This window comes from Acidobacteriota bacterium (genome assembly GCA_040752915.1).
Classification (GTDB): Bacteria; Acidobacteriota; UBA4820; order UBA4820; family DSQY01; genus JBFLVU01.
In genome coordinates, this window is sequence record JBFMHB010000020.1 from 23,666 (window position 1) to 45,141 (window position 21,476).

Genomic DNA, 21,476 nt, shown 5'->3' on the forward strand with positions numbered 1-21,476 from the left:
CCGCGTTTCCGGCGATCACGGCTCCATTATGCCACGTGGGGGCGGAGCCCCTCCGGGATATCGCTCGTCCAGGGCCAGGTTCAACTCCATCACGTTCACCCGGGGCTCCCCCAAAATGCCCCAGGTCCGACCCTCCATGTGCGCCTCCACCAGCGCGCGGAGCGCTTCCTCGGATGCTCCCCGGGCCTTCGCCACCCGGCGGACCTGGTAGAAGGCGGCGTCGGGGCTGATGTGAGGATCGAGCCCGCTCGCCGACGCCGTGACCAGGTCCACGGGGACCGGCGAGGCGTTCTCCGGGTCGGCCGACCGAAGGGTATGGAGTCGCCTTTCTACGGCTTCCAGGAGGGCGGGGTTCGCCGGTCCGAGGTTCGAACCCGTCGAGAGGGAGGGATTGCACGGAAAGGGCCGGGTCGCCGAGCCGCGTCCCCAGAAGTGCGCGGGGTCCGAAAAATCCTGTCCGAGCAGGGCCGAACCGACCGCGCGGCCCCCGCGGAAGACGAGGCTCCCCGAAGCCCTGCCAGGGCAGAATAGGGCCGCCAGGCCCGTTACAGCCAGGGGGTAGGCCACTCCCGTGAGGAGGGTCAGAACTCCGACGGTCAGCACCGCAGACAACACATTCCGGTTCATTCGCCGCCTCACGCCAGGTGGAGGGCCGCGAGGGCCATGTCGATGAGCTTGATGCAGGGAAAGGGAAGGACCAAACCGCCTACTCCGTATCGGAGGAGGTTGCGCGCAAGGAGTGCTTTGGCGGTGGACGGCCGGTAGGGCACCCCCCTCAAGGACAGGGGGATGAGAGCCACGATGATCAGGGCGTTGAAGATCACCGCCGAGAGCACGGCGCTCCGGGGGGTGGCCAGGTGCATGATGTTCAGGACGGAAAGCCCTGGATACGTCGCGGCGAAGGCCGCGGGAAGGATGGCGAAGTACTTCGCGAGGTCGTTCGCGATGGAGAAGGTGGTGAGCGCCCCGCGGGTCATCAAGAGTTGCTTGCCGATGGACACGATTTCCAGGAGCTTGGTAGGGTTTGAATCCAGGTCCACCATGTTTCCCGCCTCCTTGGCGGCCTGGGTTCCCGAGTTCATGGCCACGGCCACGTCCGCCTGGGCCAGCGCCGGGGCGTCGTTCGTACCGTCTCCGGTCATGGCCACCATGTGGCCCTTGGATTGGAGATCCCGGATGAGGGAGAGCTTGGTCTCCGGCGTCGCTTCGGGGAGGAAGTCGTCCACTCCGGCCTCGGCGGCGATGGCGGCCGCGGTCAGAGGATTGTCCCCCGTGATCATCACCGTGTGGATTCCGATGCGCCGGAACTCCATGAATCGCTCCCGGATCCCGCCCTTGACGATGTCCTTCAGCTGAACGACGCCCAGCACCGTCGGCCCGTCCGAGACCACGAGGGGAGTTCCGCCTTCCCGGGCCACACGATCCACGGCTCTCCGCACATCCTCTGGCATCGCCCCGCCCAGCGCCACCACGTGGGATTCCACGGCGTCCGCCGCCCCCTTGCGGATCTGCCTTCCGTCCAGGTCGACCCCGCTCATGCGGGTGTGGGCGCTGAAGGGGATGAAAGTGGCGCCCAGGGCGCGCAGGTCTCTTCCACGCAGGCCGAACCGCTCCTTCGCCAACACGACGATGCTTCGGCCTTCGGGGGTCTCGTCGGCGAGGGAGGCGAGTTGGGCCGCGTCGGCCAGGGCCGCCACGGAAACACCGGCGGCGGGGACGAGGTCCACGGCCTCCCGGTTCCCGAGGGTGATCGTGCCGGTCTTGTCAAGGAGCAGGACGTCCACGTCCCCGGCGGCCTCGACGGATCTTCCCGAAAGGGCGATCACGTTGGCTTGGATGAGTCGGTCCATTCCGGCGATGCCGATGGCCGAGAGAAGTCCGCCGATGGTCGTCGGGAGGAGGCACACGAGGAGGGCGAGAAGGGTGGCCAACGGGACCGCCGCTCCGGCCCCGGCCGAGTGCGCGGCGTACAGGGAAAAGGGAAGGAGCGTGACGGTGACCAGCAGGAAGATGATGCTCATGGCGGCCAGGAGAATGTCCAGGGCAATCTCCGTGGGTGTCTTCTGACGCCGGGCTCCCTCCACGAGGGAGATCATCCTGTCCAGAAACGTCTGCCCGGGGTCCGCCGTGACCCGGACGACGAGCCAGTCCGAAAGGACTAGGGTTCCGCCCGTCACCGCGTCCCGGTCGCCACCGGCCTCGCGGATGACGGGAGCGCTCTCGCCGGTGATGACCGCCTCGTTCACGGAGGCGACTCCCTCGACGACCTGGCCGTCGCAGGGGATCTCGTCTCCCGCCTCAACCAGAAAAGCCTCGCCCTTCTTGAGTTTGGAGGACGTGGTGAGCGTGTACGGGGATCCTTTTCGCGCATCGGCCAGGACCTTTGCAGGGACCTGGCGTCGCGATCTTCTGAGGGCGGCCGCTCGGGCCTTTCCCCGCCCTTCCGCCAGGCCTTCCGCGAAATTGGCGAAGAGGACGGTGAACCAAAGGCCCAGGGCCACGGCCAGAACGTAGGACAGGGTGGCTTCCCCGGGTTCCCTCACAGCCTGCACCACCAGCAGTGTGGCGAAGGCGGCCCCCGCTTCCACCACGAACATCACCGGGTTCCTTGCCATTCGGCCCGGAGACAGCTTCAGGAGCGAGTCGAGCAGCGCCCGCCGGAGGAGGGGGGGATCGAACAGGGGAGCTTGACGTCGGGAGTGGCTCATCGGCGTCCTTTCTCTCTCGCGATCACTTGAAGTGGGTCACGTATTCCGCAATGGGCCCCAAGGCCAAAGCCGGAAAGAACGTGAGCCCGCCCACGATGACCACGACGGCGAGAAGCCAAGCGATGAACAGCGGTGAATCCGTGGGAAGGGTCCCCGGGCCTGCGGGCGTGACCTTCTTGCGTGCCAGGGAGCCCGCGAGGGCGAGCACCGGGATCATGACGAGGAATCGACCCGCAAGCATGGCCAGAGCGAGGGCCAGGTTGTAGAAGGGGGTGTCCCCGTTCAGGCCCGCGAAGGCGCTGCCGTTGTTGTTTCCGCAGGAGGAGAAGGCGTACAGGATCTCGCTGAAGCCATGGATGCCCGGATTCGATGGACCCGCCGCCCCGGCCTCGGTGACGCTCGCCACGGCCGTCCCGATGAGCACAACGAGCGGCATGGCCAGGATTCCCAAAGAGGCCATCTTCATGTCGTACGGTTCGATCTTCTTGCCCAGGTACTCTGGGGAACGCCCGACCAGGAGGCCCGCGGCGAAGACGGCTACCACGATGTAGAGAAGCATGCCGTAAAGCCCTGAACCCACTCCCCCCAGAGCCACCTCGCCCAGTTGCATGAGGAACAGGGGAGCGAGGCCTCCAAGCGGCGTGAACGAATCGTGCATGGAATTCACGGCGCCGCACGAAGTGGCCGTGGTGAGGGAGGCCCACGCGGCCGATCCGGATGCTCCGAAGCGGACCTCCTTCCCCTCCATGTTCTCGCCCGGCAAGATGGGGACGGCGCCCGCCTCTGCCCCGAGCCGCATCAGGAGGGGATTCCCAGACTGCTCCTGGTGAACACAGAAGAGCATGGGGAGGACGAGGAGGACGAGCATGGCGGTCAAGACGGCCCATCCCTGGCGTCGATCGCCAACCTGGATCCCGAAGGTCAGGCAGAGTCCCGCCCCGAGGATCCCCATGGCCAGCATCTGCAGGAAGTTGGAGAGCGGCGTAGGGTTCTCGAAGGGGTGGGCCGCATTGGCGTTGAAGAACCCCCCGCCGTTGGTTCCGAGGTTCTTGATGGCGACCTGGGAAGCCACGGGCCCGAGTGGGACCACCTTCCCGATCTCCGGGGATTGGGACCCCGGCTCCGATCCGGGGGGATGCGGGTCAACCGGGTTGTTCGCCCCGCTCGTCGGCACCGCGGCCTCGAGCGGAGTGAGGACGACGGATCCGCGGAGGGTCTGCACGACGCCCTGAGAAACCAGCGCCGGCGCCAGGACGAGGGACAGCGGGAGGAGGACATAGAGCACGGTTCTCACGACGTCGACCCAGAAATTGCCGATGGTGTCCGAGTGCCGCCTCGCGATGCCGCGGACGAGCGCCGCCAAGACCGCCATTCCGGAAGCGGCCGAAAGAAAATTCTGGGCCGTCAAACCGGCCATCTGGGATAGGTGGCTCAGCGTGCGCTCTCCGGCGTAGTTCTGCCAGTTCGTGTTCGTAACGAAACTCACGGCCGTGTTGAAGGCCAGTTGCGGGGGAACGGGTCCCAGGTGGAGCGGGTTCAGGGGAAGCCAGGCCTGAGCCCTTTGGAGCCCGTAGAGCGCCAGCAAGCCCACGAGGTGGAGGAGGAGCATGCTTTTCGTATAGTCTTTCCATCCCATTTCGCTCCTGGCGTCGATTTGGCAGACCCTGTAGAGGAGTCGCTCCACGGGTCCGAACAACCCGCCCGGGCCGGGGCGCCCCCCCTCGAACACTCGGGCCATGTAGGCGCCAAAGGGTTTTGCGAGGGCGACGAGGAGGCCGATGAGGAGCGCAATCTGGAGCAGGCCTGAGGAGGTCATTGGAGCTTCTCGGGCTTGAGCAGCGCGAAGAGGAGGTAGAGGAGCAGAGCGGCAGCGGCCGCCGCTCCCAGGACGTGCATTCCATTCATAGGTCACCCCACCTGTCTCCGGGATCTTCGCGGGACCATTCCTCCCAGCCCCTCTTTCCCCATCTGTACAGGGAGTAGATGATCAGCAGGCCGATCAGGGACGAAACGATGGTCTTTATGGTTGCCATGGATTCGACCTACAGTCTGTCCAGCCGGTCTATGAGGGACCAGAAAAAGCAGAAAATGGCGAGGCTCAAGGCGATCAGCGCGGCGTCCACGGGGCTCTCCTCCTTGCATCCGCTCAGATCATGGGGCCGGATGCGTCAAGGAGGTGCAAAGAAGGGGGCCGCGCGCATCAAGAAAGGGTCAAGACGCGAGGATCCGCCGCGAAGGGCCGGGTCGAAACGGGTCTCGAGGGCGGGGCGACCGCAGGACGTGCCGGGGCAGGGCCTGGAACCGCGGCCTGGTGGGCCGTGAGGGGACTCGCGCCCGGCGGGAGTTGTCCAGCGGGCGGCGGAAAGGCCCTTGCGGCCCACAAGGGGTTTCGCAAGAGCCTGCTAAAGGACCGAGAGGGCCTCCTCGAGGTCGGCCATGATGTCGTCGGCGCGCTCGATGCCGATGCTGATGCGGATCCCTCCCGGGTCCAGGCCCGCGGCCACTTGCGCCTCCACGGGAAGGGGAGCGTGGGTCATGGAGGCGGGGTGTTCGATGAGGGTCCGGATCTGTCCCAGGGAGACCGCCAGGGTCACGGAGAGAGCGTGATCGGCCAGGTGGTCCATCATCTTCCGGCCGGCTTCCCGGGCCTGCTCGGGGGTCCCCTTGAGGATGAAGTAGATCATGATGCCCGGGGCGAAGTTCCCATCGGGGTCGAGCATCTGCTTGCGGGCCAGGGTGTGCTGGGGGTGCGTCGGCAGACCGGGATAGAGCACCTTCGCGACCGCCGGGTGGCCTTCGAGGTAGCGGGCCACCTTGGTGGCCGTCTCGATCTGCTGGCGGGACCTCAGGGCGAGGGTCGGAAGCCCGTACACGAGGGGCGGCCAGGCGTCCTTGGGGGCGAGGGGCGCGCCGAAGTCCTTGCGGAAAAGGAGAACGTCGGGCTCGAGCAGGCGGGGGCCGACCCAGACGCCGCCCATGTCCGTTCCGAAGCCGCCCACGTTCTTGGTCAGGGAGGCCACCACGACGTCGGCGCCAAGAGTGATGGGGCGCTGGCAGAAGGCCGTGGCGAAGGTGTTGTCCACCACGATGAAGATCTTCCGCTTCTTCGGGTTTCTCGCGGCGTTGGCCCGGTCCACGGCCTGGCGGATCGAGGCCAGGTCCACGATCTCGAGGATGGGGTTGCTGGGGGTCTCGAAATAGACGGCGACCACGTCCTCGGTCAGCATGCGCTCGAGGGCCGCCACGTCCTTCATGTCCACGAATTTGGCGGTGATGCCGAAGCGGGGAAGCCAGTTGGCCATGAGGGAGTAGGTGCAACCGTACATGGTCCGGTGGGCGAGGATCGTGTCGCCGGCCTTGGCGAGCACGCCCAGACTGGCCGTGATGGCCCCCATCCCGGTGGCGAAGCAGACGGCGCACTCCCCCTCCTCCGCGGCCGCCAGGTTGTCCTCGAGCATGGAGCGGCTGGGTTCGTCGAGGCGGTCGTAGATGTAAATCGGCGGCTGGGTGTGGCGGTTGAGTTCCGGGTTGGCGAAGGCCTGAAACCCTTGGGCGCCGCGCTCGGCGCTCTCGAGCCGGTAGGCGGCCGAGGCCGAAATGGGCGGGACGATGTGGTCGCGGTAGTCCCAGTGGGGCGAGTGGAAATCCCCGTGAATGAGGCGGGTTTCCTTGTGGTAGGCGCGCTTCTTGTCTTTCCGGGCGGTCATCCCCGTGCCCTCCTCGGCGCTCATTCTACTCCAGTCGGCGGACCGCGCCAGGGTTTTCCGCCTCCGGGGCCGGGGCGTGGGGCAAAATGTGCTATGTTGGGGCGCTGTTTCCGGGCCCGAAGGTCCGGGAAGAAAGGAAGGACGGATCGTGGATCTGGGGTTCTTGAGGTCCGTGGCCAAGCCCACGCGCTACACGGGCGGCGAGGTGAATCAGGCGGTCAAGGCGGAGCGGGAAGGCCTGCTCCATGTGGCGCTCGCCTTTCCGGACGTCTACGAGATCGCCATGAGCACCCTGGGCCTCAAGATCCTCTACGGGGTGCTGAACGAGCGGGAGGACGTCTGGGCCGAGCGCGTCTTCATGCCCATGCCCGACATGCAGGAGGCCCTCGAGGCTCGCGGTCTGCCCCTCTACGGGCTCGAATCGGGCCGGCCGCTGAAAGCCTTCGACCTGGTCGGGTTCACGCTGCAGTTCGAGTTGACGTACACGAACATCCTCCACATGCTCCGCCTGGGGGGGGTGCCCCTGAGGGCGGCCGACCGTGGCCCCGAAGATCCCGTGGTGGTGGCCGGCGGACCCTGCGCCGTGAATCCGGAACCTCTGGCCCCCTTTTTCGACGGGTTCTTCGTGGGGGACGGCGAGGAGGGGATCCTCGACCTGTGCGAGGCGGTCCGGGCTACCCGCGGACGTCCCCGCCGCGACGTGTGGCGCGCCCTGGCCTCCGTGGAGGGGACGTACGTTCCCGCGCTCTACCGCACGGAACGCGACCCGGCTACGGGAATGGAGGTGGTGACGGGTCCGGCGGAGGAGGGAGCCCCCTTCCCCGTCCGCCGCCGACTCCTGAGGGACATCGACGCCTTCCCCTTCCCCTCCAAGGTCATCGTTCCCCACCACGAAGTGGTCCACGACCGGTACAGCCTGGAGCTTTCCAGGGGATGCGCCGTCGGGTGCCGCTTCTGTCAGGCGGGGTACATCTACCGTCCCCAGCGGGACCGGGACGCCGGGGCGGTTCGCGCCGCGGTGGCGCGAGGGCTCGAATCCACGGGCTTCAACGAGGTGACGCTGTTGAGCCTGAACGCGGGGGAGTACGCGGGGATCGAGCGCCTGGCCCGAGCCATCGCCGCCGAGGCCGCCGACCGGGGCGTGGGCGTCGCCATGCCCAGCCTGCGCGTGAGCAGTCTCACGCGGGAACTGGTGGGGGCGCTCTCGGCGGGGCGGAAGTCGGGCTTCACCATCGCCCCCGAAGCCGGGACCGAGCGCCTCAGGGCCGTGATCAACAAGAAGATCTCCGAGGAGGACCTCGTCAACGCCGTGACGGTGGTCTTTTCCTCGGGGTGGAGCGTCCTCAAGCTCTACTTCATGATCGGACTCCCCACGGAGCGGCCCGAAGACGTGGACGCCATCGCACGCCTGGCGGATCTTTCGGCCCGGGCGGCCAAGAATGCGGGCTGCCGAAACCCCGTGGTGACGATTTCCACCTCCTCCTTCGTGCCCAAGCCCTTCACCCCCTTCCAGTGGTTCCCCATGGAAGGCCCGGACTCGCTCCGAGACAAGCAGGCCCGGCTCAAGTCCCTCCTTCGCCGCCCCGCGCAATACCGGTGGCACGACGTGGAGGGAAGCCTCCTGGAGGGGGCCTTCTCCCTCGGGGATCGCCGGCTGGCCGACGTCCTGGAAGAAGCTTCCGGGCTGGGGTGCCGCCTCGACTCCTGGACCGAGCACTTCCGGCCCGATCTCTGGAGGGAGGCCTTCTCCCGAAAGGGCCTGACTCCGGAGGAATACCTCCACCGGGAGCGGGGCCGGGAGGAGCGCTTCCCGTGGGAGGTGGTGGACGTCGGGGTGACGCGGTCCTTCCTGTGGCGGGAGCGGGAGAGAGCCCTGGCGGGGGAAACCACCGAGACCTGCGGCCCCGAGGCCTGCCACGGCTGCGCCCCCTTCGCCAAGGACTGCCTCGCGAGCGTCTTCGCCCGCGCGCTTCCAAAGGAGGCCGCCTCGGTCCCCCGTCCTCCGGTACCGGCGCCCGCCCGCCATCGGCTGCGGTTCCGGAAGGAGGGGCCCTCCGTTTTTCTGGGGCACCTCGACCTCACGGAGGCCCTCGTCCGGGCCCTGCGCCGCGCCGGAGCCGCCCTGGCCTATTCGCAGGGGTACCACCCCATGCCCAAGATCGAGTTGTGCGCGCCCCTCCCTCTGGGCGTGGAGGGGAGGGAGGAGTGGATGGACTTCACGGCCCACGTGGGGGACCGGGGGCTCTTCCTGGGGCGCCTCGCCGCCACCCTCCCCAGCGGCATCCTCGCCGAGCGCCTGTTTCCCGTTCCGGAGGGCTCGCCTTCGCTCTCGGAACTCGCCCTCCAGGTCTATGAAGTGGGGCTCGGCCGCCTGGACGAGGCGGAGCGGGCCGAGGTCCGGCGGAGAGCCGAGGCCTTCCGGGCATCCGAATCGTGGCCCGTCACCCGGGAGGGGAAAGGAAAGACCCGCACCTTCGATCTTCGGGCCCGCGTCCAGGGTCTGGAGGTGGAGGAGGGCCGCATCGAAGTGCGGCTCCTCCAGGGGGGCTTCATGGACCTGGTGGAGGCCGTCGCGCCCGAGCCGCTTCGGGACCGCCTCTCCCTGGTTCGGTTGGGTCTCCGTTTCGCCCCCCGGCCCGCCCCGCCCCCCGCCCAACCCGCGTCGAAGGGGCGCGCGGAGCGTTGACAGCGAGGGGCCGGGCTGGTAGCCTGAAACCCTTGCGGGGGCGGGGCCCCGGCCAAGGGAGACCGGATTGAGACGGACGAGGTTCCTCTTTCAGGCGGCGCTGGTGGCCGCGGCCGCGGGGGCCGGGTTTGCCTACAGCCGGGGGTGGCTTCTGGGCAGCGTGGAAAAGTACTGCCCCTTCGGCGGACTCGAAACGGCCTACGCCTTCGTCACCAACCAGCGCTTCACCTGCGCGGCGGGGGAGCTGAACCTGGCCTTGTTCGTGGCCCTTCTGGGGCTCACCTTCGTGGCGCGCAAGGCCTTCTGCGCGTGGGTCTGCCCCGTGGGGACCGTCTCCGAATGGCTGGGCCTCCTCGGCGAGAGACTCTTCCGAGCGGGCCGCAAGGAGGCGTCCGGCGCTCCTCTCCGGGCTCTGGAGCCGCCGCGGAGCGCCGACCGCGTCCTCCGCTGGCTCCGGCTGCCGGTCCTGGCCATCGTCCTCTATTTCACGTACAAGACGGGGGAACTGGTGTTCCGCGGCTACGACCCCTATTACGTGCTCTTCAGCTTCCACGGCCACGACGTGCGCGGGTGGAGCTACCTCCTCGTGGCGGTCCTCCTCGCGGCGGCGGTGGCGGTCCCCATGGCCTGGTGTCGGTACTTGTGTCCCCTCGGATTGGCCTTGTGGCCCTTCTCGGCGGTTGGCCGGCTGCGGTTGAGGCGCGACGCCGAGACCTGCACCTCCTGCCGGGCCTGCGACCGGGCCTGTCCCCACGCCATTCTGGTTTCCACGGCGGGGGAGGTGAGGTCCGGTGAATGCACGCTCTGCCTGGCCTGCGCGGACGCCTGTCCGGCGGGCGAAACCTTGACCTTGCGGTTGAAGGCGCTCAAGCCGTGAGAGTCCCCATGGCCGCCGTGCCCGCCCTCGTGGTCCTCTTTGCCCTGGCGGGCCTTGGGTCCGCCCGGTTCTTCGCCGTTCCCACGCTGACGAGGGACTTTGCGGCGGGCGGGGGGAGCGCCCTCAGGACGTCTTCCTTCCGGGTGGAAGGCCTGAAGTGCCGCGACACCGCGGAGAAGGCTTTCGAGCACCTCGATGGCCTGCAAGGCCTCGGGCGGGCCGAAGCCTTCGCCTCTCGAAACGAGATCCGCCTGACCTACGACCCATCCGTGACCGGCCCCCAGGCCATTCGGGAGGCCCTCGAGGGCCCCGAGTTCGACCCCGCCACCGGGGAGATTTGGTTCGGGCGCTTTCGCGTGATAGAAATAGACGGGAAGCCCCTTCCAGTGGGGACGGGGAGTGCGTCCTCCGGGGCACCGTAGTCCGTAGAGGGAGATTGCACATGAGGTCGAATCTGCGCGTGTGGGTGCTGGTCCTGTGTGCCGCCGTGTTGGCCGGGGCGGTTCTCGCCGCCGACCCGGCGCCCGCCGCCGGTCAGGAGACGGCGGTCTTCGAAGTGGCCAAGCTGTCCCAGGGTACCGTGGTCAAGGACCTGGCGGGGGCCCTCGCCAAGGAGCCGGGCGTGGTCAAGGCGAAGGCGGATCTGGACCAGGGGCTTTTCTCCGTGACCTTCGAGCACGGAAAGACCAATCCCGAGGTCCTCGCCAAGGTGGTGAACGCCGTCGCGGGCGAATCGAAGCTGAAGGAAGTCGTCGCCGCTCCAGGCGGAGCGAAGGCCGCCTCGGGTTGCGGGGCGTGCCCCAGCCGGAGCACCTGCTCCTCCAAGAAAAAGTAGCGCGAGCACCAGGGTTTTGTGGAGGCGGCGGCCCCCAGGACGGGGACTGCCGCCTCGTCGCGTCCGCCGGGGGGCGGCGTTTCCCTCCGGCCCGCGGGCGGGTACAATAGGAGCTTGCAGGGAGGCTGAGGTTCCTCAACCCGATGCCATGAAGCTGGAGCTCCTGATCACGCGAGATGCCTGGCAGACGCAGGTGGCCGTCCTGGAGGACGGCTTGCTGGTGGAGTTCCAGCAGGAGCCCCGACACCTGGACGGCCTGGTGGGCAACCTCTACCTCGGGCGCGTGAGCCGGGTCCTGCCTGGCATGGAGAGCGCCTTCGTGGACGTGGGGCTGGACCGTGACGGCTTCCTCTACGAGGGGGACATGGGCCCCCTGCCCGACCTCGCCGACGCCGATGGAATCGAGGGCAAGTTTCGGAACCCCTCCATCCGCGACTTGAAGGAAGGGTCGGGGATCCTCGTGCAGGTGACGAAGGAGCCCATGGGGGCGAAGGGCGCGCGGCTCTCCACACAGATTTCCCTTCCCGGGTCCTACGTGATCTACCTGCCCTTCATGGAGCACGTGGGGGTTTCCAGGAAAATATCGGGCGGAGAGCGGGCCCGCCTGAAGGAGATCGTGCGGCGCCTCAAGGCCCGGGTTTCGGGCGGGTTCATCATCCGGACGGCCGCCGAGGGGGTGGCGGAGGAGGATCTCGCCCTGGAGATGCAGGGCCTCCTGGACCAGTGGGCCCTCATCCGTTTGCGAGGACAGCGGGCCGAGCCCCCGGCGGTCCTCCACCAGGAGGCCGACCTGGTGGCGCGCCTGATTCGCGAGGTTCTGTTGAGAGCCGACGGGGAGGTCCTCACCGACGACGCGGAAGCGGCGGAACAGGCTCGCGACCTGCTCTCCTCCATGGGCCATCCCCGGGAGAAGGTGCACCTCTGGCCGGGGAAGCCGGGGTCCCTCTTCGAGCACTTCCGGATTCAGGAGGAGATCGACAAGGCCCTGCGGGCGAGGGTGTGGCTGAGGTCCGGCGGATGCATCGTGATCCAGTCCACGGAAGCCCTCGTGGCCATCGACGTCAACTCGGGGCGCTTCACCGGGAAGCGCTCCCTCGAGGAGACGGCCTTCGCCATCAACATGGAGGCGGTGGACGAAATCGTCCGGCAGATCCGCCTTCGGGGCCTGGGGGGCATCCTCGTCATCGATTTCATCGACATGACCAAGAAGGCCCACCGCGAGGCCCTCTTCGCCCGGCTGAGGGAGGCCCTGGAACGGGACCGGGCCAAGTCCAGGATCCTCAACATCTCGGAATTCGGCCTGGTGGAAATGACGAGGAAGCGGAGCCGGAGGAACTTGGAGCGGGTCATGACGGGCGTTTGTCCCTGCTGTGAGGGTCGCGGCCGGCTTCCCGCACCGTGGCGGACGGCCCAGATGATCGCCGAGACGCTTTCGGGCCGCCACGCGCCGAAGAAAGCCGTGGTGACGGCATCGCAGGAGGTGGTCCGGTTTATCGAGGAAAACCGGGACCGGTACGCCTTCCCCTCCGGGATCTCCTTCGAGGCGGCGGAGACGCCGCGCCTCTCCCACTTCACGATCCGGCCCGCTTCCTGACGGGGCCGCCCCGCTCAGGACGTCAGTTCCGGCAGAAGCTCAAGAAACCTCTCGTACTCCGCGCAGGCCAGGAATTTGTTGAGGATCGCCTCCTCCCCGAGGGTCCTCTTCTCCACGGCCCCATAGTGGTGGCCGGGGTGGATCACCAGCGCCGAGGGCAGGGAGCGAAGGCGGGCGAGGCTATCGAACAGGGCCCGTGGATCGCCGCCCGGAAGGTCGGCGCGGCCCACCCAGTCCACGAAGAGGACATCGCCGGTGAAGAGCGCCCCGTCATAGAGGTAACACACCCCGCCTGGCGTGTGGCCCGGAGAGTGGAGGGCCCGGACTTCGGGAAGGCCGGGGAGGGGCCCGTCCGCTTCGATCAGAGAGGATCCGGCGGGGATGGCTCGCTCCGTCCAATGAACCCAAACGCGCGGATCCGAGGCGGCCCTCAGCTCGGGCAGGGTGGCGGTGTGGTCTCCGTGGGTGTGCGTCAACAGAACATCCGTGAGGCGGCACCCCGCCTTTCGGCACAGCGAAAGGACCGCGGAGGCGGCGTAGGAGGGGTCCACGCACCAGGCGACCCCCCGGGACCTGGAAAGGACCACGTAGGTTCGGTTCTCGTCGCCTCCGGCGTCGAGTGTCGCGATCTCGTCCATGGGGCCCGTGCGCGGAAGGCGACCGGCGGTTCGGTCGTCAGAAGGGGATGTCGTCGTCGCTGAACTCGGGGGAGGCTTCGGCGGCGGTGCGCCCGCCCTCTCCCGAACCGCCTTCCGGGCGACCCACCATGACCAGGGTGTCGGCCCGGATTTCGGTGGCCGTGCGGTCGTTGCCGTCCTTGTCCTTGTAGGTCCGGCTGCGGATCCCGCCTTCGATATAGACCTGGCGGCCCTTCTTGAGGTATTCGCCGGCCACTTCGGCGAGCTTTCCCCAGACCACGACCCGGTGCCATTCGGTGTGTTCCTGCTTCTGCCCCTCCTTGTCCTTCCACACCTCGTTGGTGGCCAGGGTGAAATTGGCCACGGGCGTGCCGTTGGGGGTGTAGCGAAGCTCCGGATCCCTGCCCAGGTTGCCCAGGAGGATAACCTTGTTCACGCTTCCCATGACGCACTCCTTCACGAGGGGCCGCCCTTGCTTATAGGACGGATCGATTTTCCTTATAATACGGGCCTGTCCGGGAGGGAGTCAACTTGAGGATCGTCGGCGGGGATCTGAGGGGGCGAAGGCTGGACGTCCCGCGGGGCATGGACGTGAGGCCCACGTCTGAGAAGGTCCGCGAAGCCCTCTTCGACATTCTCGGTTCGCGTGCGGCGGGCGTGGTGTTTCTGGACCTGTACGCGGGGACGGGTGCCGTGGGCCTCGAAGCCCTGAGCCGGGGGGCCGCGGGCGCCGTGTTGGTGGAAAAAAGCGCGAGGGCGCTGGCGGCCCTCCGGTCGAACGTGGAGCGGCTGGGGGTCGGCGGCCGGTGCCGGGTTCTGCCCGTGTCCTCCGAGAAGGCCCTGCGGGTCCTTTCGGAGGAGGGGGCCGCGGTGGGCGTGGCCTTCTGCGACCCGCCCTATGCCGATCCGGGCTGGCCGGACCTTCTCGGCCGGCTGGCCGCCTTCCCGATCTGGGTCCCTCCGGGAATCCTGGTCGTGGAGTCCGCCGCCAGGTCATTGCCTGCGTGTCCCGCGGGCTTCGAGGCGGGGAGAACCTATCGCTACGGGGACACCGCCCTGTCCGTGTATCGGTTCTCGGACGAGCGGGCCGGCCTGTCTCGGGAGGCGACGCCATGAGGGACGTGGTGGTTGGAACGGCGGGGCATATCGACCACGGGAAGACCCTTCTGGTGAAGGCCCTCACGGGAATCGACGCGGACCGGTGGGAGGAGGAGAAGCGGCGCGGCATCACCCTGGACATCGGATTCGCCACCCTCGAAACCCCGGAGGGGGCCCTCCACTTCGTCGATCTTCCGGGCCACGAGCGCTTCATCAAGAACATGCTGGCCGGGGCCACCGGAATCGACCTCTGCCTCCTGGTGGTGGCGGCGGACGAGTCGGTCATGCCCCAGACTGTGGAGCACGTTGAGATCCTCGGGCTCCTCGGCGTGTCCCGCGGGGTCGTGGCCCTGAACAAGGTAGACCTCGTGGATGTGGAAACCCGCGAACTGGCCCTCTTGGAGCTCTCCGAATTCCTGGACGCCCACGGCCTCGGGCACCTTCCCGTGGTTCCCGTCAGCGCCGCCTCCGGAGAGGGTCTGGAGGCCCTGCGGGAGGCCCTGTTCCGGGAGGCCGCCCTGTGCCCCGAACCCCCGGCCGACCGGCCCTTCCGTCTGCCGGTGGATCGCACCTTCCCCGTGAAGGGCTTCGGCACGGTGGTGACGGGAACCTGCATCGACGGCTCCTTGAAGGTGGAGGACCCGGTGGAGGTCTTTCCCCAGGGCTGGGAGAGCCGGGTTCGCGGGCTCCAGATCTTCGGCAAGCCGGTGGAGGCGGCCCGGGCGGGCCAGCGGGTGGCGGTCAACCTCTCGGACATCCACCACGCGGACCTGAGGCGCGGACATCTTCTGGCCCGTCCCGGGACGGTGTGGCCCACACACCTCCTGGACGTGCAGCTGACCGTCCTGCCCTCGGCGAAAAGGCCCCTCAAGACGGGCGCGATCTGCACCCTCCACCTCCACACCCAGGAGGTGGAGGCCCACGTTCACCTCGCGGATGCCGGGGCCCTGGCGCCCGGGGAGGCGGGTCTGGCCCAGATTCGCTGCCCGGAGAAGGTGAGCGCCTGGCCCCAGGACCGGTTCATCCTCCGACTGCCCTCCCCGGCGCGGACCGTGGCCGGCGGCGAAGTCCTCCTTCCAGCCCGTCGCCGTGCTCGCTGGAGGCGTGAGCGGGACCGCGCCGTGGGCCAGGCCCTTCTGGGGAAGGATGCCCTGAGGGCCATGCTCGTGGAGGCCGGTCCCGCCGGGATCCCCCCGAAGGACGGCTTGGCCCGCCTCGGGGTGACGCCCGGGCGTTTGGCAGCCCTTGCGTCGGAGGGAGAGAAGGCTGGAAACCTGGTTCGGTGGGGAGAAGGGACCTGGTGGCTCGATGCGGGGGAGGCCTCGGGGTGGTTGGACCGCGCCGCGGCCTGGCTGAAGGCGCGCCATGCGGGGAAGTCGCCCGTGGATTCGATCCCACGCCAAGAACTCCTGGGCCGGTGGAGCCGGATGCTCGGTGCGGCCCGCTGCGAAGCGCTCCTTCAGGCCCTGGTGGCGGCGGGGCGCGTGGAATTGGACGGGGACAGGGTGCGTCCCGCCGGCCACCGCGTGACCCTAACGCAGCCCCAGCGGGCCGCATGGGACGGGATCCTGCAAAGGCTGGCCGAGGCCGGCACGCCCGTCCAGACGGGCAAGGAACTGGAGGAGGCCTTCGGGCCGGCCGCACGGCAGGTCTTGCCCCTGCTCGCGGCGGAGGGCCGATTGCGCCGGTTCGGGGGAGATTTCTTCATCGCGCCCGCCACCCTGGACACCCTCCGTCTGGCCCTGGCCGCGTGGGGGAAGGGCAAGTCGCCCCTCATCGCGGTGCCCGACTTCAAGGACCTGTTGGGCATCACCCGCAAGTACGCCATGCCTCTCCTGGAGTTCCTCGACGAAATGAAGTGGACCCGGCGGGAGGGAGAGGGGAGGAGGATCCTGGTCTCCTGACCCCCTCCACGGTCAGCGCGGTTGGCTCAAGAAACGCATCTTGGCCCGCGAGGCCGGAGGGCTTCGCCACCTGAATCAGTGCCGGGCGTCGCATCATGATGCACCGTTCGGCGAGTGTCGAGCCGCCACCGCGAGGCCCCATCGCGGGATAGACATCCACTCGCCGCTCCCACTCCGAGGTCGGGCGGTGATATGATAAACATCTTCTTGGGGGGGCTCCGGCTCGCATTGGAGGAACGCATGGTAGACGTCGGCGGGAAACGTGCGTCATTGGAAGGGAAGGGGAGGAAACGGATCCGATCCCGGGTTCTCCTCCTGATCTTGGTCCTATCTATCTTGGCCTTCGGCACCACGGGGTGGCTGGCCTCCGAAGGGGCGCCCGCGGCGCTGGAACACCCGCCCATCGGGGAGGTGCTACCGCTCTGGTCCGTCCTGCCCTTCGTTGGGATCCTCCTCTCCATCGCCCTCTTCCCCCTGTTGGCTCCCCATTTCTGGCACCATCATTATCCCAAGGTCTCCCTGGCCTGGGGGCTTCTGTTTCTTCTCCCGTTTCTCCTGGCCTTCCGCGGGGAGGCGGGTCACGAGACCCTGCACATTTTCCTGATCGACTACGTGCCCTTCATCATCCTGCTGTGGGGCCTGTTCACCGTTTCCGGCGGAATCGTGGTGCGGGGCACCCTGGCGGGCACTCCGGGGATCAACACGGCGCTCCTCGCCATCGGGACCTTGATCGCCTCGTGGACGGGCACCACGGGTGCGGCCATGCTCCTCATCCGCCCACTCCTGAGGGCCAACGCCGCGCGGAGGCACAAGGTCCACGTGATCGTCTTTTTCATCTTCCTGGTGGCCAACATCGGCGGCTCCCTGACGCCTCTGGGGGATCCGCCGCTCTTCCTCGGTTTCCTCCACGGGGTGCCCTTCTTCTGGACGATGAAACTCCTTCCCGTAATGGGCGCGGCCTCCGCCTTCCTGCTGGTCCTCTTTTACCTTCTGGACCGCCACTACTATAAGAAGGAAGATCCACAGGCCGTGGCCGTTCCGGATGGAGAGAAGACCCCCCTTCGGGTGGACGGCCTGGTGAACCTCCTCTTCTTGGGAGGCATCTTGGGGGGAGTACTCCTCTCCGGCTTCTGGCGCCCCGGGTCCTTCTCCCTCCTTGGCATCCACATGGAGATCCAGAACCTCGTGCGGGACGCCATCATCGTGGCCATGGGTGGGCTCTCCCTCTGGGCCACGCCGAAGGCCCTCCGGGACGACAACGGGTTCACGTGGGAACCCATCCGGGAAGTGGCCATCCTCTTCGCCGGGATCTTCGCCACCATCATTCCGGCCCTGGCCATCTTGAAGGCCGGCGAGCAGGGCCACCTCGCCTTTCTGATCCGGTCCGTGAAGGAGCCCTGGCAGTACTTCTGGGCGGCGGGCGGCCTCTCGTCCTTCCTGGACAACGCGCCGACCTACCTCACCTTCTTTAACATGCAGTTGGGGCGCTTCTACCCGGGGCTGCCCGAGGCCCAGGCCGTTCCTCAACTGATCGCCCAGAACGCCGTGTTCCTCAAGGCTGTGGCCGCCGGGGCCGTCTTCATGGGGGCGAACACCTACATCGGGAACGCTCCCAACTTCATGGTGCGCTCCATCGCCGAGGAAGCGGGTGTGGACATGCCTTCCTTCTTCGGCTACATGTTCAAGTGGTCCATCCCCGTCCTGATCCCGCTGTTCGTGGGCATCGGGCTCATCTTCTTCTGATCGGGAGGCTCAGCCATGGCAGTCAAGTACTGGGAACTGGTGATTGACGGCCCGAAGGGGTGGGACATTGGCTTTCTCAGGGGCTACCTCGCCGGCAAGGGCCTGGATGGGAACATCGTGGACCTGGAGGCGGAAGGGTTCGACTGCGAGCCCTATCGAGAGAAGATCCGTGAGCTGCTGAACCCGGGACAAGACACCCTCCACGTGGCGGTGCCCGAAGGGTCCCTCGAAGGCGTGGCGCAGGCCTTGGGCGAATCGGCGGCGGCGGGCCGCCCCATGGTTCTGCGTCACAAGCGGCTCCTCGCCGGGGCTGGCTTCGGCTTCTCCCTGCGGGTCTACTCGCGCGAACACGGAGCCCGCTTCCTCGCCTACTTCCGCAACCTCCCCGCTGGATGCCGACTCGTGGAGGAGGAGCCCCTTCGGGAGAAACAGGACCCCAACTCCAAGGGGGTGGAGCTGTATGCGCCCTCTCATGACTACGAACTGGCCGGCCGCGGACGGGTGGAGGGAGCCTTCGATGCCGTATTGGAAGCCTACCGCTTCTGCCGGAAAGAAGACCTCATCCACCAGGAGCGGGCCGAGGTCCATCCCGAGTAGGGTCAGCCTTACGGACAAAAGAACAGGGCGCCGGCCGTGAGGCCGGCGCCCTTCTTTCTGCCCTGCTATGAACTCAGCCGCCGTAGTGGATGGCGTAGAAGATGGGGGCCAAGATCATGGCCACCACGCTGATGAGCTTGATGAGGATGTTCAGCGAAGGACCGGAGGTGTCCTTGAAGGGGTCCCCGACGGTGTCGCCGGTCACCGTTGCCTTGTGCATGGCGTCGTAGTTCTCTCCATACACCTTGTGACCTTCTTCCTTCACCTGCTTCTTGGAGTTGTCCCAGGCGCCGCCCGCGTTGGCCTGGAAGATGGCCAGGCAGACGCCCGAGATGGTGACGCCCACAAGCAACCCGCCCAGCATGTCGGGGGAGATGAGGCCCACGATCAGGGGGGCGGCGAGCGCCATGATGCCGGGGGCCATCATCTTCTTGATGGCGGCGGCGGTGGAGATGTCGATGCACTGCGTGTACTGGGCCTTTCCGTCCGCGGCGCGGATGATCTTGGTCTCCTCCGCATTGGGCTCGCGCTCCTCGCTCTCGGCCTTCTGGGCGGCGATGAGGGCAGGGCGGAGTTCGGGAATGTCACGGAACTGGCGGCGGACCTCCTGGATCATGTCCTGGGCGGCCTTGCCCACCGCGACCATGGCCATGGCGGAGAAGCGGAAGGGGAGCATGCAGCCGATCAGCAGGCCGACGAGGACGTAGGGGTTGGCGGCGTCCATGTCGATCTTTCCCTGCATCTTGGTGATGTAGGCGGCGGTCAGAGCCAAGGCCGTCAGGGCCGCGGATCCGATGGCGAAGCCCTTGCCGATGGCCGCGGTGGTATTGCCGACGGCGTCGAGCTTGTCGGTCCGGGCGCGCACGTCGCGCCCCAGGCGGGACATCTCGGCAACTCCGCCGGCGTTGTCCGCGATGGGTCCGTAGGCGTCGGTGGCGAGCTGGATGGCCAGGGTGCTGAGCATGCCCACGCCCGAGAGGGCGATGCCGTAAAGTCCGGCGAACTTGTAGGCGACCAGAATAGCCGCGCTGATCATGAAGATCGGCAGGGTGGTGGAGTTCATGCCCACCGCGATGCCCTGGATGACGGTGGTGGCGGGCCCCGTCTTGGAGGCCTCCACGATGCTCTGGACGGGCTTCTTGAAGGTGGCGGTGTAGTACTCGGTGATGAGGCCGACGGCGATACCGGCGACGAGGCCGGAGACCACGGATAAGGCCACGCCCCACCAGTGGTAGGTGGCCGTCTTGCCGGTGATGATGTCCATGACCTGCACGTCGCCGGCGGGGATGAGCCAGCGGATGGCGAGGATCGTGGCGATGACCATGAGGATGCCCGAACCGAAGGTTCCCATGTTCAGGCCAGTCTGGGGGTTCCCGCCCTCTTTCGTGCGGACGAAGAAAAAGCCGATGATGCTGGAAAGGATGCCGATAACCGCCACGATCAACGGGAGATACACGGCGTTCATGCTGGCGCCCTGCTGGAGCGCGCCGAGCCCGCCGAACCACGCCACGCCGAGGATCATGGCCGAGACGATGGCCCCGATGTAGGACTCGAACAGGTCCGCGCCCATGCCCGCCACGTCGCCCACGTTGTCGCCCACGTTGTCGGCGATGGTGGCCGGATTCAGGGGATGGTCCTCGGGGATTCCGGCCTCGACTTTGCCCACCAGGTCGGCGCCCACGTCGGCGGCCTTGGTGTAGATGCCGCCGCCCACGCGCGCGAAGAGGGCGATGGAGGAGGCGCCCAGGGAGAAGCCGGAGAGGAGGTTCAGGACGAGCATCATGGCCGATTCGCTCGTCTGGGACTCGGGGTACAGGAAGGTGTAGAGGATGAAGAGGAGGCCGAAGCCCGTGATGGCCAGTCCCACAACGGAGAGGCCCATCACGGAACCGCCCGCGAAGGCCACCTGCAGGGCGTTGTTGAGACCGAAGCGCGCGGCGGCCGTGGTCCGGACGTTGGCCTTGGTGGCGGTCTTCATGCCCAGGTATCCGGCGAGGGCGGAACAGGTGGCGCCCAGTACAAAGGACAGCGCGATGAAGGCGTTGGTGTCCTCGGCCACGTAGTGGTTGGAGACGCCGAGCAGGATGGCCACGGCCACGACGACCACCGACAGCGTCTTGTACTCGCGCTTGAGAAATGCCATGGCGCCCTGGGCGATCCAGCTCGAAATGAGTTGCATGCGCTCGTCGCCCGGATCCTGCTTGGCCACCCAGGACGCCTTGATGAAGGCGTATACCAGGGCCGCCAGGGCCGCCAGCACCGGAAGGTAGTAGTACAGGAACATCTTCATGCGGATCCTCCCTTTCTTCGAAACCTCGCCGCGTCAAACGATTCCGCGTTCCCCTGTGTCCTTGGCTTCCCCTCCCATGTGAACGCCCCCCCTTCGGGCCCGCTCCGTCGGAGCCGCGGGTTGGTTCGGAAGGCGTAAGTGTCTGCGCGTCAATCCGTTGCGTGCGCCGAGAAGGCGCCGACCCCCCCCCCATGCTCCTCCAATATTGGCACGGCGGCGAAGCTGGGTCCATATGGACCGCGGGGCGGAGTGGACGACTGTGCAATTTGCCCGAGCCGTTCGTGCCCCTGGGGTGCGAGCGTGGAGTTCGGTCCTTCGCCCCGTGGGGGAGGGGCGCTCGTAATTTACTGATCAGACTGGGCATTTGTAAAAGGAAGTGGGAGCCTCCTGCGGGAGGCTCCCACTGACAAGTGAAACAACTTGAACCGCTGCCCCTTGAAAAGCGGGCGGCTGGTTCAGTTCAAGACGAACCCGATGGTCTCGACCTTGCCGGGGCCGCGGGCGATGTCCAGGGCCTTCACCACGGATTCGTAGGGGGCCTTGTCGTCCACGTCGACGAAGAGGACCTTGTCCGCGCGTGTGGCGAAGATGGCGCCGAGCCGTTCGCCCAGGTCCTGCAGCGTGACGGGTTGACGGTTGATGGACATCCCGCTTCCGGCGTCGATTTGAAGGACGATCGCGTTGCTCTGGCTGGGGTTGGTGGACGGAGGCGCCTTGGGGGGCACCTGCGTCGTGAAGCCCTTCTGGAGGATGGGCGTGATCACCATGAAGATGATGATCAGCACCAGGAGAATGTCCA

Annotated in this window: 18 protein-coding genes; 9 read left to right on the top strand and 9 right to left on the bottom strand. The window is 67.4% G+C overall.

Annotated elements, in window-relative coordinates; genetic code table 11:
- Positions 1-15: 15 nt before the first annotated feature.
- The 5 genes from kdpC to AB1824_05630 all read right to left on the bottom strand — a co-directional run bounded on the left by kdpC (position 16) and on the right by AB1824_05630 (position 6,415).
- Positions 16-627: a potassium-transporting ATPase subunit KdpC gene (gene kdpC / locus AB1824_05610; GenBank protein ID MEW5764435.1), complete on the bottom strand. Its 612-nt coding sequence runs from the start codon at positions 625-627 to the stop codon at positions 16-18.
- Positions 628-635: 8 nt separating this feature from the next.
- Positions 636-2,708, bottom strand: coding sequence for a potassium-transporting ATPase subunit KdpB (gene kdpB / locus AB1824_05615; protein MEW5764436.1), 2,073 nt, complete (start codon positions 2,706-2,708; stop codon positions 636-638).
- A 22-nt stretch (positions 2,709-2,730) separates the two neighbouring features.
- Entirely contained in the window at positions 2,731-4,524 is a 1,794-nt protein-coding gene (gene kdpA, locus AB1824_05620; GenBank protein ID MEW5764437.1) for a potassium-transporting ATPase subunit KdpA, read from the bottom strand.
- Positions 4,521-4,613: a potassium-transporting ATPase subunit F gene (locus AB1824_05625; GenBank protein MEW5764438.1), complete on the bottom strand. Its 93-nt coding sequence runs from the start codon at positions 4,611-4,613 to the stop codon at positions 4,521-4,523. The genes kdpA and AB1824_05625 overlap by 4 nt, the downstream gene beginning before the upstream one ends.
- Positions 4,614-5,110: 497 nt before the next feature.
- A complete protein-coding gene (locus tag AB1824_05630; GenBank protein MEW5764439.1) occupies positions 5,111-6,415 on the bottom strand; it encodes a PLP-dependent transferase in 1,305 nt (434 codons plus the stop codon).
- Between the two features lie 148 nt (positions 6,416-6,563).
- Between AB1824_05630 and AB1824_05635 the strand changes: the two genes are divergently transcribed.
- From AB1824_05635 to AB1824_05655, 5 genes are all read left to right on the top strand, one after another.
- Entirely contained in the window at positions 6,564-9,101 is a 2,538-nt protein-coding gene (locus AB1824_05635; GenBank protein MEW5764440.1) for a TIGR03960 family B12-binding radical SAM protein, read from the top strand.
- A 67-nt stretch (positions 9,102-9,168) separates the two neighbouring features.
- Complete coding sequence (locus AB1824_05640; GenBank protein MEW5764441.1) at positions 9,169-9,978, top strand: 4Fe-4S binding protein; 810 nt, start codon at positions 9,169-9,171, stop codon at positions 9,976-9,978.
- Between the two features lie 8 nt (positions 9,979-9,986).
- Positions 9,987-10,400, top strand: coding sequence for a hypothetical protein (locus tag AB1824_05645; GenBank protein ID MEW5764442.1), 414 nt, complete (start codon positions 9,987-9,989; stop codon positions 10,398-10,400).
- A gap of 20 nt (positions 10,401-10,420) precedes the next feature.
- The gene (locus AB1824_05650) at positions 10,421-10,813 is read left to right on the top strand and encodes a hypothetical protein (GenBank protein MEW5764443.1); all 393 of its coding nucleotides are present in this window, start codon (positions 10,421-10,423) and stop codon (positions 10,811-10,813) included.
- 148 nt (positions 10,814-10,961) lie between these two features.
- Positions 10,962-12,407 (top strand): Rne/Rng family ribonuclease, encoded by a 1,446-nt coding sequence (locus AB1824_05655; GenBank protein MEW5764444.1) that lies wholly within the window; start codon positions 10,962-10,964, stop codon positions 12,405-12,407.
- A 14-nt stretch (positions 12,408-12,421) separates the two neighbouring features.
- On the opposite strand, the gene AB1824_05660 is transcribed toward AB1824_05655, so the two are convergent.
- A complete protein-coding gene (locus tag AB1824_05660) occupies positions 12,422-13,045 on the bottom strand; it encodes an MBL fold metallo-hydrolase (GenBank protein ID MEW5764445.1) in 624 nt (207 codons plus the stop codon).
- Positions 13,046-13,082: 37 nt separating this feature from the next.
- Positions 13,083-13,490, bottom strand: coding sequence for a single-stranded DNA-binding protein (locus tag AB1824_05665; protein MEW5764446.1), 408 nt, complete (start codon positions 13,488-13,490; stop codon positions 13,083-13,085).
- Between the two features lie 86 nt (positions 13,491-13,576).
- Between AB1824_05665 and rsmD the strand changes: the two genes are divergently transcribed.
- From rsmD to AB1824_05685, 4 genes are all read left to right on the top strand, one after another.
- Complete coding sequence (gene rsmD / locus AB1824_05670) at positions 13,577-14,161, top strand: 16S rRNA (guanine(966)-N(2))-methyltransferase RsmD (protein ID MEW5764447.1); 585 nt, start codon at positions 13,577-13,579, stop codon at positions 14,159-14,161.
- On the top strand, positions 14,158-16,047 hold the full coding sequence (gene selB / locus AB1824_05675) for a selenocysteine-specific translation elongation factor (GenBank protein MEW5764448.1): 1,890 nt from the start codon (positions 14,158-14,160) through the stop codon (positions 16,045-16,047). Before rsmD ends, selB begins: the two co-directional genes overlap by 4 nt.
- Positions 16,048-16,434: 387 nt before the next feature.
- Entirely contained in the window at positions 16,435-17,790 is a 1,356-nt protein-coding gene (locus tag AB1824_05680) for a sodium:proton antiporter (GenBank protein MEW5764449.1), read from the top strand.
- Between the two features lie 15 nt (positions 17,791-17,805).
- Positions 17,806-18,387, top strand: coding sequence for a hypothetical protein (locus AB1824_05685; protein MEW5764450.1), 582 nt, complete (start codon positions 17,806-17,808; stop codon positions 18,385-18,387).
- 73 nt (positions 18,388-18,460) lie between these two features.
- Here AB1824_05685 and AB1824_05690 read toward each other — a convergent pair whose 3' ends face one another.
- Positions 18,461-20,677 carry a sodium-translocating pyrophosphatase gene (locus AB1824_05690; protein MEW5764451.1) on the bottom strand — a complete coding sequence of 739 codons (2,217 nt, stop codon included), beginning with the start codon at positions 20,675-20,677 and terminating at the stop codon, positions 18,461-18,463.
- Positions 20,678-21,132: 455 nt separating this feature from the next.
- The coding region (locus AB1824_05695; GenBank protein MEW5764452.1) for a biopolymer transporter ExbD at positions 21,133-21,476 on the bottom strand (344 nt) is incomplete at its 5' end.

What these genes read in the sequence shown, in the direction of transcription:
- kdpC (MEW5764435.1), bottom strand. Translation starts at nt 627, where the DNA reads ATGAACCGGAATGTGTTGTCTGCGGTGCTGACCGTCGGAGTTCTGACC.
- kdpB (MEW5764436.1), bottom strand. Translation starts at nt 2,708, where the DNA reads ATGAGCCACTCCCGACGTCAAGCTCCCCTGTTCGATCCCCCCCTCCTC.
- kdpA (MEW5764437.1), bottom strand. Translation starts at nt 4,524, where the DNA reads ATGACCTCCTCAGGCCTGCTCCAGATTGCGCTCCTCATCGGCCTCCTC.
- AB1824_05625 (MEW5764438.1), bottom strand. Translation starts at nt 4,613, where the DNA reads ATGAATGGAATGCACGTCCTGGGAGCGGCGGCCGCTGCCGCTCTGCTC.
- AB1824_05630 (MEW5764439.1), bottom strand. Translation starts at nt 6,415, where the DNA reads ATGACCGCCCGGAAAGACAAGAAGCGCGCCTACCACAAGGAAACCCGC.
- AB1824_05645 (MEW5764442.1), top strand. Translation starts at nt 9,987, where the DNA reads ATGGCCGCCGTGCCCGCCCTCGTGGTCCTCTTTGCCCTGGCGGGCCTT.
- AB1824_05650 (MEW5764443.1), top strand. Translation starts at nt 10,421, where the DNA reads ATGAGGTCGAATCTGCGCGTGTGGGTGCTGGTCCTGTGTGCCGCCGTG.
- AB1824_05655 (MEW5764444.1), top strand. Translation starts at nt 10,962, where the DNA reads ATGAAGCTGGAGCTCCTGATCACGCGAGATGCCTGGCAGACGCAGGTG.
- AB1824_05660 (MEW5764445.1), bottom strand. Translation starts at nt 13,045, where the DNA reads ATGGACGAGATCGCGACACTCGACGCCGGAGGCGACGAGAACCGAACC.
- AB1824_05665 (MEW5764446.1), bottom strand. Translation starts at nt 13,490, where the DNA reads ATGGGAAGCGTGAACAAGGTTATCCTCCTGGGCAACCTGGGCAGGGAT.
- selB (MEW5764448.1), top strand. Translation starts at nt 14,158, where the DNA reads ATGAGGGACGTGGTGGTTGGAACGGCGGGGCATATCGACCACGGGAAG.
- AB1824_05685 (MEW5764450.1), top strand. Translation starts at nt 17,806, where the DNA reads ATGGCAGTCAAGTACTGGGAACTGGTGATTGACGGCCCGAAGGGGTGG.
- AB1824_05690 (MEW5764451.1), bottom strand. Translation starts at nt 20,677, where the DNA reads ATGAAGATGTTCCTGTACTACTACCTTCCGGTGCTGGCGGCCCTGGCG.